At 66.6% G+C, this 12,406-nt stretch carries 14 protein-coding genes; 11 read left to right on the forward strand and 3 right to left on the reverse strand.

Annotation, left to right across the window (positions count from 1 at the left end; genetic code table 11):
- The first annotated feature begins 2 nt into the window (after window positions 1-2).
- Entirely contained in the window at window positions 3-620 is a 618-nt protein-coding gene (locus HQ312_RS05565; RefSeq protein ID WP_222638046.1) for a TMEM175 family protein, read from the forward strand.
- Window positions 617-1,576 carry a dipeptidase gene (locus tag HQ312_RS05570; protein ID WP_222638047.1) on the forward strand — a complete coding sequence of 320 codons (960 nt, stop codon included), beginning with the start codon at window positions 617-619 and terminating at the stop codon, window positions 1,574-1,576. The genes HQ312_RS05565 and HQ312_RS05570 overlap by 4 nt, the downstream gene beginning before the upstream one ends.
- A 21-nt stretch (window positions 1,577-1,597) precedes the next feature.
- Here the strand turns inward: HQ312_RS05570 and HQ312_RS05575 are convergent, their stop codons facing one another.
- The gene (locus HQ312_RS05575; RefSeq protein ID WP_027506298.1) at window positions 1,598-2,020 is read right to left on the reverse strand and encodes a nitroreductase/quinone reductase family protein; all 423 of its coding nucleotides are present in this window, start codon (window positions 2,018-2,020) and stop codon (window positions 1,598-1,600) included.
- A 179-nt stretch (window positions 2,021-2,199) separates the two neighbouring features.
- Between HQ312_RS05575 and HQ312_RS05580 the strand changes: the two genes are divergently transcribed.
- Window positions 2,200-3,048, forward strand: coding sequence for an aldo/keto reductase (locus HQ312_RS05580; RefSeq protein WP_222638048.1), 849 nt, complete (start codon window positions 2,200-2,202; stop codon window positions 3,046-3,048).
- Between the two features lie 98 nt (window positions 3,049-3,146).
- Window positions 3,147-4,550, forward strand: a complete 1,404-nt coding sequence (gene lpdA, locus HQ312_RS05585; RefSeq protein WP_027506300.1) for a dihydrolipoyl dehydrogenase — start codon at window positions 3,147-3,149, stop codon at window positions 4,548-4,550.
- 59 nt (window positions 4,551-4,609) lie between these two features.
- Here lpdA and HQ312_RS05590 read toward each other — a convergent pair whose 3' ends face one another.
- Window positions 4,610-5,146, reverse strand: coding sequence for a carboxymuconolactone decarboxylase family protein (locus HQ312_RS05590; RefSeq protein ID WP_027506301.1), 537 nt, complete (start codon window positions 5,144-5,146; stop codon window positions 4,610-4,612).
- 92 nt (window positions 5,147-5,238) lie between these two features.
- On the opposite strand from HQ312_RS05590, the gene HQ312_RS05595 reads away from it, so the two are divergent.
- Window positions 5,239-5,469 (forward strand): helix-turn-helix transcriptional regulator, encoded by a 231-nt coding sequence (locus tag HQ312_RS05595; protein WP_222638049.1) that lies wholly within the window; start codon window positions 5,239-5,241, stop codon window positions 5,467-5,469.
- Window positions 5,469-5,963 (forward strand): DUF2029 domain-containing protein, encoded by a 495-nt coding sequence (locus tag HQ312_RS05600; RefSeq protein ID WP_222638050.1) that lies wholly within the window; start codon window positions 5,469-5,471, stop codon window positions 5,961-5,963. The genes HQ312_RS05595 and HQ312_RS05600 overlap by 1 nt, the downstream gene beginning before the upstream one ends.
- Window position 5,964: 1 nt before the next feature.
- Here the strand turns inward: HQ312_RS05600 and ramB are convergent, their stop codons facing one another.
- Entirely contained in the window at window positions 5,965-7,377 is a 1,413-nt protein-coding gene (gene ramB, locus HQ312_RS05605) for an acetate metabolism transcriptional regulator RamB (protein WP_027506304.1), read from the reverse strand.
- A 176-nt stretch (window positions 7,378-7,553) separates the two neighbouring features.
- On the opposite strand from ramB, the gene HQ312_RS05610 reads away from it, so the two are divergent.
- The 5 genes from HQ312_RS05610 to HQ312_RS05630 all read left to right on the forward strand — a co-directional run bounded on the left by HQ312_RS05610 (window position 7,554) and on the right by HQ312_RS05630 (window position 12,402).
- Window positions 7,554-7,916, forward strand: coding sequence for a hypothetical protein (locus tag HQ312_RS05610; RefSeq protein ID WP_037186125.1), 363 nt, complete (start codon window positions 7,554-7,556; stop codon window positions 7,914-7,916).
- A gap of 350 nt (window positions 7,917-8,266) precedes the next feature.
- Window positions 8,267-9,556, forward strand: a complete 1,290-nt coding sequence (gene aceA, locus HQ312_RS05615; protein ID WP_027506305.1) for an isocitrate lyase — start codon at window positions 8,267-8,269, stop codon at window positions 9,554-9,556.
- A gap of 152 nt (window positions 9,557-9,708) precedes the next feature.
- Window positions 9,709-10,593, forward strand: a complete 885-nt coding sequence (locus tag HQ312_RS05620; RefSeq protein WP_222631992.1) for a 3-hydroxybutyryl-CoA dehydrogenase — start codon at window positions 9,709-9,711, stop codon at window positions 10,591-10,593.
- A 131-nt stretch (window positions 10,594-10,724) separates the two neighbouring features.
- On the forward strand, window positions 10,725-11,528 hold the full coding sequence (locus HQ312_RS05625; RefSeq protein WP_051613460.1) for an ABC transporter permease: 804 nt from the start codon (window positions 10,725-10,727) through the stop codon (window positions 11,526-11,528).
- Window positions 11,529-11,532: 4 nt separating this feature from the next.
- Entirely contained in the window at window positions 11,533-12,402 is an 870-nt protein-coding gene (locus HQ312_RS05630; protein ID WP_056441517.1) for an ABC transporter permease, read from the forward strand.
- Window positions 12,403-12,406 lie beyond the last annotated feature (4 nt).

A 12,406-nucleotide genomic window follows, 5' to 3' on the forward strand; every position in this document is an offset into this window, starting at 1 on the left:
GGGTGACCGAACCCGACACCGAGGTGCGCTCTCAGCAGGGGCTGGACCGCATCGTGTTCTTCTCCGACGCGGTGGTGGCGATCGCCATCACGCTTGTCGTGCTCCCCCTCGTGGACAGTGCCCGCGACACCCCGGAGGGTGCGGGAGCGTTCCTGCGGGAGAACGGCTACGCACTCGTGGCCGCGGGCATCAGCTTCGCGGTCATCGCGGGGTTCTGGCGCGATCATCACGCGCTCTTCACTCGTGTCACGGGGTACGACGAGGTCGTCGTGCGGCTCAACCTCCTGTGGCTCGCCGGCATCGTGCTGATGCCCGTGGCGACCGTGCTGGAGGTCGCGGCTCCCCACGGGGACCCGTTGTCGGTGGGGCTGTACCTCGGGGTCATCGCCGTGACCATGATCGTGTCCCGTCTCCTCGCAGCACGCGTGCGCGCTGCGGGCTTCGTGCGTGGAGACCTGCGTCCCGGCGCGCGCGGAGCGGCGGTGCCCTGGGTTCCGGTCGCTCTGTTCCTGGTGGTCTCCGCGGTGGCGCTGCTCGTCCCGTCGGTGGGCCTCTACGCACTGCTCGCGATGCTGTTCGCCCCGTTGCTCTCTCGCGCGCTGGCCGGGGGTGCGCGGTGACTGCGCTGTGGGAGCAGCACACCTGCCTGCCGCTGTACGCGGACACCGACATCACCGAACTGGCGCGGTACGAGGCGGGGAGTTACCTCTCCGTCAACGTCGGCTACTCGCCCCACACGAAGGCGTCGGCGACGGAGTTGGCCACGACGTGGAGTGCGCGGGCACTCGCGGACGGTCGCTTCCTTCCGGCCCGGAGCGTGGCCGACATCGACGAGGCCCGACGACGGGGACTGCGTGCCCTCGCCTTCGACCTCGAGGACTCCGCTCCTCTGGACGGCGACCTCGACAACGTGCGCTACTTCGTCGAACTGGGCGTGCGCTCGATGCTGCCCACCTACAACCATGCGAACGCCGCGGGATGCGGATGCCTCGACGCCGTCGACACGGGTCTCAACGCCCACGGACGCGACCTGATCCGGGCGATGAACGAGGCGGGCATGGCAGCGGACGGGTCGCACTGTTCCCGGCGGACGGGGCTCGACATCGCCGCGACTACGTCCCGGCCGATGATCTACAGTCATTCCAATTTCGCTGCGCTGTGGGAACATCCGCGGAACATCACCGACGAGCAGGCGCGTGCGTGCGCCGACACCGGCGGCGTGGTCGGCATCAACGGGGTGGGCATCTTCCTCGGCGTCAACGAACCCGAACGTCGCGCGGATCGGGTGCGCGCCATGGCCGACCACGTCGAGTACGGAGTCGACCTGGTCGGGATCGATCACATCGGTGTCGGCAGCGACTACTCCTTCGACCACGAGGACTTCAACACCGAGTTGGCGCTCCACCCCGAGGCGTTCTCCGAGGAGTACACGAGATACGGGGCACTGCAGTGGGTTCCGCCCGAGGACACCCACACGCTCCCGGCCGTGCTCGCCGAGCGCGGCTGGGACGAGAGTGCGGTGGCGGCTGTGTTCGGCGGCAACTTCCGCCGCGTGGCCGACGCCGTGTGGACCTGACGCCGGCTGGACCCGACCCTGTCAGGCGGGCGTCAGGCGGAAGATCGGGAACTGTCGCCCCTCCGCCGTCGTCGTGTACTCGAGAAAGCCGGGGGACGCCGAGGTGAACTTCGCCCAGTGAGTCTCCCATTCGTCGTCGGGCACCTCGGTGACGTCGACGGCGATGGTGCGTACGGTCGCGTCGTCGCCGGGGACCTCCATGTCGATGCGTGGGTGAGCCCGGAGGTTGTGCACCCATGCGGGATCCTTAACCGCCCCCGCCGCGGAGCCCACCACCAACCAGGTGCCGTTCTCGGAGATCGCGAAGAGCGGGTTCAGCCGCACCTCGCCGCTACGTGCACCGATCGAGTGCAGCACCACGAGGTTGTCGCCGAACCCGGCTGTCGCCACGTGTCCACCGTTGTCGCGGAACTCCGCGATGACCATCGAGTTGAAGTCGCTCATGGTGGTCATTCTGGTGTCCTCGTCGTCGCGACGACCATCGATCCGGAATAACGATTCGACACACCCGTTGCACCAGAGGAGCGGGGCGCCCGCGGGTGGCTTCACCGCCCCCGTCGCGGGGTACTCCGCGCACACGAGCACGAACTCGGATCACGAACAACGAACAGGAGTTCACGCACATGAGCCACGTTCCTTCCCTCTCCCTCAACGACGGCCGGTCCATCCCCCAGCTGGGTTTCGGCGTCTTCCAGATCGAGCCGGAGAAGACCGCCGATGCCGTCCGCACCGCGATCGAGGTGGGCTACCGCCACCTGGACACCGCGCAGATGTACGGCAACGAGAAGGAGACCGGCCAGGGAGTGAAGGACTCGGGCGTCTCCCGTGACGACGTCTGGATCACCAGCAAGCTGAACAACGGCTTCCACCGCCCCGACGACGCCCGTCGCTCGTTCGACGAGACACTCGAGAAGTTGGGCACCGACTACATCGACCTGTTCCTCATCCACTGGCCGCTGCCGACGCAGTACGACGGTGACTACGTCTCCACCTGGAAGGTGCTCGAGGAGTTCACGAAGGACGGACGGGCGCGCAGCATCGGTGTCTCGAACTTCCAGGTGCCGCACCTCGAGAAGCTGGCGCAGGAGACGGAGACCGTCCCGTCGGTCAACCAGATCGAGGTCCACCCGTACTTCTCGAACTACCAGGTGCGCGCGTACGGCGCGGAGCACGGCATCGCCACCGAGGCGTGGTCACCCATCGCACAGGGCAAGGTTCTCGATGACCCCGAGCTCGAGCGCATCGCGAAGGACGTCGGCAAGACCACCGCGCAGGTCACCCTCCGCTGGCACATCCAGCGCGGCGACATCATCTTCCCGAAGTCGGTCACGCGCGAGCGCGTCGAGGCGAACTTCGACATCTTCGACTTCGAACTCGACGACCGTCAGATCGCCGACATCTCGGCGCTGGACAAGGGTGAGGACGGCCGCACCGGCCCCAACCCCGATACGTTCGACATGATCCCCGACTGAGTAGAGCCGCTGAAATAAAGACACGAAAGGTCCGGTTACCAGCCAGTAGCCGGACCTTTCGATGTGTGTCCGGATCGACGGGACTAAGGTGGACAACCGTGACCTCACACTATGACGTCGTCGTTCTCGGAGCCGGACCCGGTGGGTACGTCGCAGCCATCCGCGCGGCGCAGCTGGGCCTGAAAACCGCCATCATCGAGCAGAAGTACTGGGGCGGTGTCTGCCTCAACGTGGGCTGCATCCCGTCCAAGGCTCTGCTGCGCAACGCCGAACTGGCGCACCTGTTCACCAAGGAAGCCAAGCAGTTCGGCATCTCCGGTGACGTGTCGTTCGACTTCGGCGCTGCCTACGATCGCAGCCGCAAGGTCGCGGACGGTCGCGTCAAGGGCATCCACTTCCTGATGAAGAAGAACAAGATCGACCAGCTCGACGGCAAGGGGTCGTTCACCGACGCCAACACCATCGAGGTGGAGTTGACGAAGGGTGGCAGCGAGACCGTCACCTTCGACAACGCGATCATCTCCACCGGCAGCACCACGAAGCTGCTGCCCGGAACGTCGCTGAGCGAGAACGTCGTGACGTACGAGGAGCAGATCATGACGAAGGAGCTCCCGGGCTCCATCCTCATCGTCGGCGCGGGCGCCATCGGCATGGAGTTCGGGTACGTCCTGAAGAATTACGGCGTCGACGTCACCATCGTCGAGTTCCTCGATCGCGCGCTCCCGAACGAGGACGAGGACGTCTCCAAGGAGATCGCCAAGCAGTACAAGAAGCTCGGCGTGAAGATCATGACCGGCGCCGCGGTGCAGAGCATCGACGACGACGGCAGCAAGGTCACCGTCGCGATCAAGAACAACAAGAGCGGCGAGACCGAGACGGTCACCGTCGACAAGGTCATGCAGTCCGTCGGATTCGCTCCTCGCGTCGAGGGATTCGGGCTCGACAAGACGGGCGTCGAGGTCACCGATCGCGGGGCCATCGCCATCGACTCGGTCATGCGCACCAACGTGCCGCACATCTACGCCATCGGTGACGTGACGGCGAAGCTGCAGCTCGCCCACGTCGCCGAGGCACAGGGTGTCGTGGCGGCCGAGACCATCGGCGGCGCCGAGACGCTTCCCATCGACGACTACCGCTTCATGCCGCGCGCGACCTTCTGCCAGCCCCAGGTGGCCAGCTTCGGTCTCACCGAGCAGCAGGCCAAGGACGCCGGCCACGACATCAAGGTCGCGACGTTCCCCATGACGGCGAACGGCAAGGCACACGGACTCGGCGATCCCACCGGCTTCGTCAAGCTCATCGCCGACACGAAGCACGGCGAGCTGCTCGGCGGGCACCTCATCGGACCCGACGTCTCGGAGCTCCTCCCGGAGCTGACGCTCGCGCAGAAGTGGGACCTGACGGCCACCGAACTCGCGCGCAACGTGCACACGCACCCGACGCTGTCCGAGGCACTGCAGGAGGCCATCCACGGCCTCGCAGGGCACATGATCAACTTCTGATCTTCCGACGAGAACACCCCGGCCGCTCACGAGCGACCGGGGTGTTCTCGTCTGTGCAGCTACTGGTAGTCGCGGGGGATGCGCAGTGTCGTGATCGTGGTGGCGAGTCCGTCGTACTGGGTCACCAGCAGCACGAACTCGATGAGCGATCGGGACGACCAGACGGTCGTCAGCTCGGTCCACGTGGCGTCGGACAGATCGCGGGTCGACACCAGCTCGTCCACCGCCCGCAGGATCAGGGCGGTCCGACTGTCGAGACCCGGAGCGTCGGGACCGGCGGCGATGGCGTCGGCGAGGGCGTCGTCGATGCCGGCGCGCGCGCCCAGACGGAGGTGATGGTCCTGTTCGTACCGGCAGTCGCGGAGTGCGGCGACCCGCAGGATCACCGTCTCGGTGTCCTTGCGGGGCAACCCACCGAACGGCATCAGGCGGCCGCTGTAGAACAGCCAGGCGCGGAACAGGCCGCCCGTCTGTCCCAGAGTGGAGAACAGGTGCATGTCGCCGGTGCGGGTGACCGCGCCGGCCAGTCGGGCGATGCCCCAGTTGACGGGACGCAGCGAGCGGAGGGTGGCCGGAGGGGTGCGGTGTCCTGTCACGTCGCTGAGGCTAACACCCGAGTCGTCCCCCGCTCGGTGATCTGATGTCAAGAACTCTTGACACGTAATGACAAGTGGAGTTGACTCGGATCATGGTCGTGACGAACCGGGTGCGGGAGTTCCGTAAGTCGTCGCGCCTGACCCAGGCGGAACTGGGGCGGGCGTGCGGAGTGAGCCGGCAGTCGATCGTCTCGGTCGAGGGTGGCGACTATTCGCCCAGCGTGTACCTGGCCCTGAAGCTGGCGGGAGCGCTCGACTCGACGGTCGAGGATCTCTTCCCGCTCACCCCCGATGATCGGCTCGACTACGAGGAGGAATCCTGATGAGTACCTTCACCGCGACGATGCGTTTCGTCGGCGATCTGGACAGCGAGTTCTATGACGACGAGCGTCAGAGGGACGTGTGGAACGAGTCTGCCGCCGTGGGTCTGCAATTGCACATCTTCGGCGGGCTGATCGCCGCCGCCGTCCTCCCGTGGGCTGCCGGGCCGACAGGTGCGTGGATCTCGTTGGGCATCATCGTCTTCGGTGCGGTCGTGAACTACGCGACCATCGGGTACGCCAAGTCGAAGAACGTCGACCTGTTCGCGGAGTCGCGGTGGTTCACGGCGCGCGCCAACGTGACTGCCGCATTGATGCTCGTCGCATTCGTCGGCATCGGCGTGACGCTCGCTCCCGACAAGTACCTGCCGAGCCGCGCGGGAGCCGACACGTGGGCGGGCCTGGTGGTCGGGGGGATCGTCGGCGGCGGAGCGGTGGCGCTGATGATCCGGCGCAGCCGCCGTCGCAAGCAGCAGTTCGAGACCGAAGAGGACTGAGTCAGCGAATGGTGTACGGCGACACCGAGCTTCGATGTTCGTCGATGTCGAGTTCCTTGCCCAGCGGCGGGAACGCACGCTGCGGGCAGTGGGCACGCTCGCACACGCGGCATCCGGCGCCGATCGGCGTCGCCACGGAGGATCCGTCCAACTCCAGGCCGTCGGCGTAGACCAACCGATTTCCGTGACGCACTTCGCATCCCAGACCGATGGCGAAGGTCTTGCCGGGTTCGCCGTAGCGCGCCGCTCGCCGCTCCACCGTGCGCGCGATCCACAGGTAGCGCCGACCGTCGGGCATCTCGGCGATCTGGGTCATGATCTTGCCCGGGTAGGCGAACGTCTCGTACACGTTCCACAGCGGGCACGTGCCGCCGCTCGACGAGAAGTGGAACCCGGTGGCCGACTGGCGTTTGGACATGTTGCCGGCACGGTCGACCCGGACGAACGAGAACGGGACCCCGCGGAGCGACGGCCGCTGCAGCGTCGAGAGCCGGTGACAGATGGTCTCGTAACTCACCGCGTAGTAGGCGGAGAGTCGTTCGATGTCGTACCGGAAATCCTCCGCCACCTCGTGGAAGCGCGCGTACGGCAGCACGGTCGCCGCGGCGAAGTAGTTGGCGAAGCCGAGTCGTGCGAGTGCCCGCGACTCCGCGCCGGTGAAGCCCCCGTCCTCGACCATGCTGCGGATCAGGTCGCCGTTCTCCAGGTACGCGAGTTCGGCCGCGAAGCGGAACACCTTCTGGCCGGCTGACAGTCGCGGGGAGATCTCGAGAACACGGGTCCGCGCGTCGAAGCGGTGCAGGACGTTCTCGCCCAGGTCGATGCGCTCGATGACCTGGACGTCGTACAGATTGCGGAGCCGTTTGGCTATCTCGGCCGCGACGTCCGCCCGGTGGAAACGCAATCGGTTCGCCAGGTCCTCGGCCGCACGATCGAGTGCGTCGAGGTAGTTCTGGCGTTGGTAGAAGTAGTCGCGGACCTCCTCGTGCGGTTTCGAGATGGATCCGCTGCCGCTGCCGTCGGCGAAGCGGTCCTCGGTCGCCGCCGCGAGTTGGGCGGTGGTGTTGCGGTACCGGCGATGCATGGTGACCATCGCTCGCGCCATCGCCGGGTGGTCGGCCACGAGTTCGGCCAGCTCGTCGATGTCCGCGTCGACTCCGACGTCCTGGTCCAGGGTCACCTCGCGGAGTTCGGCGACGAGCCTCGTGTCGTCCTGGGTGGAGAAGAACGTGGTGTCGACTCCGAACACTGCGGTGATGCGCGTCAACACCGCTGACGACAGCGGTCGGACGTCGTGCTCGATCTGGTTGAGGTAGCTGGCCGAGATCGCGAGCTGCTTGGCGAGCGCCGCTTGGCTCAACCCTCGCTCGACCCTCAGTTGGCGAAGCCGGCCGCCGACGTAGGTCCGTGCCATGCGGACAGTCTAGGACGCCCCCGGCATTACCCCGTCTTTGCCAGGTCCTTGCAGGTGAGACGGGTTTCAGGTCTGGTCTGTCACACACGGGCGCGCCGGGGAAGACGGGCGCACACTGGGCGTTGCAGGGGGCAGATGTGCAGTGCACGTGAGAGACGACTGTGAGGAGAAGCGAGATGGCCCACTCGGTACGACAGGAAATTGCCCGCGACGCGGTGGTGCTGGTGGCAGGCACCGTTCTGGTGTTGTCGACGCTCTGGCTCCCGGTGCCCCACCGCAGCGAGGTGGCTGGCGCCATCCTCGTGCTGGGTCTGCTGGCGGCATTCTCGGCGCTGTGGGCCATGGGCAGTGCATCGCGCTCGAGCCATTGGGCCCACGTCGTACTCGGTGTCGTGCTGGCGACGTCACCCGTCGTCCTCGCATTCCCCGCCGGTGCGAGCACGGCGGACTACTACGCGCTCGTCGGCGGCGTCGTGATCGCGGCGATGGGTGTCCTGGGAGTGCTGACCGAGCGTCGTCGGGTCGCTGCGACGGCCTGACGCACCAGAAAACAGTACGAACGTACGGTGACGGTGGTCACAGCCGGCCGCGGGCGACGCCGGGAGTGAGCGTGTCGCACGGCGATCTCGTCGGTGTTCGGCATTGCGTGCATTTCGTTCCCGAACTGCGGTTATCAGGTTACTGACGGGTACGGAGTCGCCACGACACGCGCGACGTTCTTCGCAAGATTCGCAGAACGCGCGTACTGCTTAGCGTAGATTTACAGTCTCAGCAGGTAGACACCACTTTTTCTCTGTGCCATCGTGGGGTCGTACATCCGATATGCCTGGCAAGCCTGCGAAGCACGAGCACGCTGCCGACGCAGACGCAACAGAGACGGAGCTTTTCGATGTCGACCACCGGCACACCGAAGACCACGGAAGAGATCCAGAAGGACTGGGACACCAATCCCCGCTGGAAGGGCGTCACCCGCAACTTCACCGCACAGCAGGTGTCCGACCTGCAGGGCAGCGTCGTGGAGGAAGCCACGCTCGCGCGTCGCGGCTCGGAGATCCTCTGGGATCTCGTGAACAACGAGGACTACATCAACTCGCTGGGCGCCCTCACCGGCAACCAGGCCGTGCAGCAGGTGCGCGCCGGCCTCCAGGCCATCTACCTCTCCGGCTGGCAGGTCGCCGGTGATGCCAACCTCTCCGGCCACACCTACCCGGACCAGAGCCTCTACCCGGCCAACTCGGTTCCGAGCGTCGTGCGTCGCATCAACAACGCTCTTCTGCGCGCCGACGAGATCGCCAAGGTCGAGGGTGACTCGTCCGTGAAGAACTGGCTCGCGCCCGTCGTCGCGGACGCCGAGGCCGGCTTCGGTGGCGCGCTCAACGCCTACGAGCTGCAGAAGGCCATGATCGCGGCCGGCGCCGCAGGCGTGCACTGGGAGGACCAGCTCGCCTCGGAGAAGAAGTGCGGCCACCTCGGTGGCAAGGTGCTCATCCCCACCCAGCAGCACATCCGCACCCTGACCTCCGCGCGTCTCGCGTCGGACGTGGCCGACGTGCCGTCGGTCATCATCGCCCGCACCGACGCCGAGGCAGCCACGCTGATCACCTCGGACGTCGACGAGCGCGACCAGGAGTTCCTGGACGGAACCCGCACCGCCGAGGGCTTCTTCGGCGTGAAGAACGGCATCGAGCCCTGCATCGCTCGTGCGAAGGCCTACGCCCCGTACGCCGACCTCATCTGGATGGAGACCGGCGTGCCGGATCTCGAGGTCGCCAAGAAGTTCTCCGAGTCGGTCCGCAGCGAGTTCCCCGACCAGCTGCTCGCCTACAACTGCTCGCCCTCCTTCAACTGGAAGGCGCACCTGGACGACGCGACCATCGCGAAGTTCCAGAAGGAGCTCGGCGCGATGGGCTTCAAGTTCCAGTTCATCACCCTCGCCGGCTTCCACTCGCTCAACTACGGCATGTTCGACTTGGCGCACGGCTACGCCCGCGAGGGCATGACGGCGTTCGTCGACCTGCAGGAGCGCGAGTTCAAGGCAGCCGAGGAGCGCGGCTTCACCGCGATCAAGCACCAGCGTGAGGTCGGCGCCGGCTACTTCGACCGCATCGCCACCACCGTCGACCCCAACACGTCGACCGCAGCCCTGAAGGGCTCCACCGAAGAGGGCCAGTTCCACTGATCCGCCACTCCGAGGTTTCAGCGCACTAGTCAGGCGGCTCGCGACATTCGTTGCGGGCCGCCTGTCTCGTACTCGGTGGGTTCGCCCGTCCCCCAGCAGAGTTACCCCCGCCTCGCCTTCGCGCGGGGAATCGTGAATCGTGAAGGAGAAACGTGAGCAGCGAGAAGATCGAGCGCGTCGGGATCGTCGGCGCCGGACAGATGGGGGCCGGAATCGCCGAGGTGTGCGCACGCGCCCACGTCGACGTGATCGTGTTCGAGCAGACACGCGAACTGGCTGCCGCGGGCAAGGCGCGCATCCTGAAGTCGCTCGACCGCGGCGTCAGCAGCGGCAAGATCACCGAGCGCGAACGTGAGCAGGCCGCCGCACGGTTGACCTTCACGTCCGAGCTGTCCGACTTCGCCGATCGCGAGATCGTCGTCGAGGCCGTGCTCGAGGACGAGGGGATCAAGACGGCTCTCTTCGTCGAGCTCGACAGGGTGGTCACGGATCCCGACGCGGTGCTCGCCTCCAACACCTCGTCGATCCCGATCATGAAGCTCGGCGTGGCCACGACCCGCCCCGAGCGAGTCATCGGCATGCACTTCTTCAACCCGGTGCCGGTTCTTCCTCTCGTGGAACTCATCTCGTCGCTGAAGACGTCCGATGCCGTCCTGGCACGCGCGGAACGTTTCGCGGCCGACGTCCTCGGCAAGCAGGTCGTCCGCGCGGCGGACAGGTCCGGCTTCGTCGTCAACGCTCTGCTGGTGCCGTACCTCCTCTCGGCGATCCGCATGGTCGAGTCGGGCTTCGCCACGCGCGACGACATCGACAAGGCCACGGTGCTGGGCCTCGCGCATCCCATGGGCCCGCTCGCACTGTCGGACCTCATCGGGCTCGACACCGTGAAGTCGATCGCCGACTCGATGTACGCCGAGTACAAGGAACCGCTGTACGCGCCGCCGCCTCTCCTGCTCCGCATGGTCGAGGCCGGCCTGCTGGGCAAGAAGACCAGTGCCGGGTTCTACGAGTACGTGAACGGTCGCATCGCGACCTAGTCCGGGGCCCGATGTTTGTCAGGCATCACTGAACTCCCGAGAAACCGACTCGATCCCCGTTCTGCCGCGCTAGTTTTCAGCGCGGCGCACCACCTGCGTCCGACTGACTCGAGACGTACGGGGGGATCGACATGGCGCGCAGCATGCCGCTCGTCTCCCGCGTCACCACCGGTACCCGCACGCTGGGTCGTTTCGCCGACCTCGTGGTCGCTGCGTTCGGCCATCTGGTGCGGGACCTGGTGGGCCTGCGCTTCGCCTGGCGCGAGTTCCTCGACCAGGCGTGGTTCATGGTCACGGTCACCGTGCTTCCCGCCGTTCTCGTCTCGGTGCCGTTCGGCGTCATCGTCTCGGTCCAGGTGGGCAGCCTGACCAATCAGATCGGTGCCACGTCCATCGCGGGCGCCGCGGGCGGCCTCGGAGTCATCCGCCAGGGAGCGCCCATCGTGACCGCGCTGTTGCTGGGCGGCGCAGCAGGATCCGCGATCGCGGCCGATCTCGGTGCCCGCACGGTGCGCGAGGAGATCGACGCGATGCGCGTCATGGGCATCGACCCGGTGCGTCGGCTCGCGACTCCCCGGCTCGCCGCCATGCTCGTCGTCGCACCGCTGCTGTGCTCGCTGGTCATCTTCATGGGTCTGGTGTCCGGGTACGTCGTCAACGTCGGGTTCCAGGGCGGTACGCCGGGCAGCTACCTGTCCTCCTTCGCGTCCTTCGCCTCGACCACCGATCTGGTCGTCGCGATGGTGAAGGCCGAGATCTTCGGCATCATCGTGGTTCTCGTCGCGTGCCAGCGCGGGTTCGAGGCCACGTCGGGCCCTCGCGGTGTCGCGAACGCGGTGAACGCCTCGGTCGTCGTCGGTGTGCTGTCGGCCTTCATCGTCAACGTCCTCGCCACCCAGTTGGTGTCGATGTTCCTTCCGCAGCGGCTCGGGTGACGCCATGACCGTCGCTCGCTACACCCCGCCCGGCACCGCGCCGCTCGTCCGCGGCGGCAAGCGCATCGCTCGCGTACCGCTCGGGCTGGTCGAACACCTCGGGCATCAGCTCACCTTCGTGTGGCAGGTGCTCGTCGCGATTCCGCACACCCTGCGTGCCTACCGGCGCCAGACCATGATCGTGCTCACCGACATCACCTGGGGCAGCGGTAATCTCGTGGTCGGCGGCGGTACGGTCTCGGTGCTGGTCATCCTCGGTGTGGCCGTGGGGTCGTCCATCGGGATCGAGGGCTACAACGCCCTGAATCTCGTCGGCATGGGTCCTCTCACGGGCTTCATCTCGGCCTACGCCAGCACGCGGGAACTCGCCCCGATGATCGCCGCGATCGGGTTTGCCTCCCAGGCGGGATGCCGCATGACGGCGGAGATCGGTGCGATGCGCATCTCCGAGGAGATCGACGCGCTCGAGGTGGTGGGGATCCGCTCGATCCCGTTCGTCGTCACCACGCGCGTCATCGCCGGCGTGGTCACGATCATCCCGCTGTACCTGCTCACGCTGATCCTGAGCTACGTCTCGTGTGCGTTCATCGTCGCCGCGTTCGGCGATCAGTCGTCGGGGACGTACGACCACTACTTCTCGGCGTTCCTGCAGCCGTCGGATCTGCTGTACTCGTTGCTCAAGGCCACCATCTTCGTCGGCGCCGTCATCATGATCCACGGCTACCAGGGCTACTACGCGACGGGCGGACCCGAGGGTGTCGGCCGTGCGTCGGGCCGCGCGATCCGCGCGTCGCTCATCGTCATCGTCGTCCTCGACATGATCCTCACCGTGGTCATCTGGGGAGTCGACGTCGGCATCAGGATCTCGGGGTAGGGGA

This window comes from Rhodococcus sp. BP-316 (assembly GCF_019836105.1).
In the GTDB taxonomy this organism is placed as follows: Bacteria; Actinomycetota; Actinomycetes; order Mycobacteriales; family Mycobacteriaceae; genus Rhodococcoides.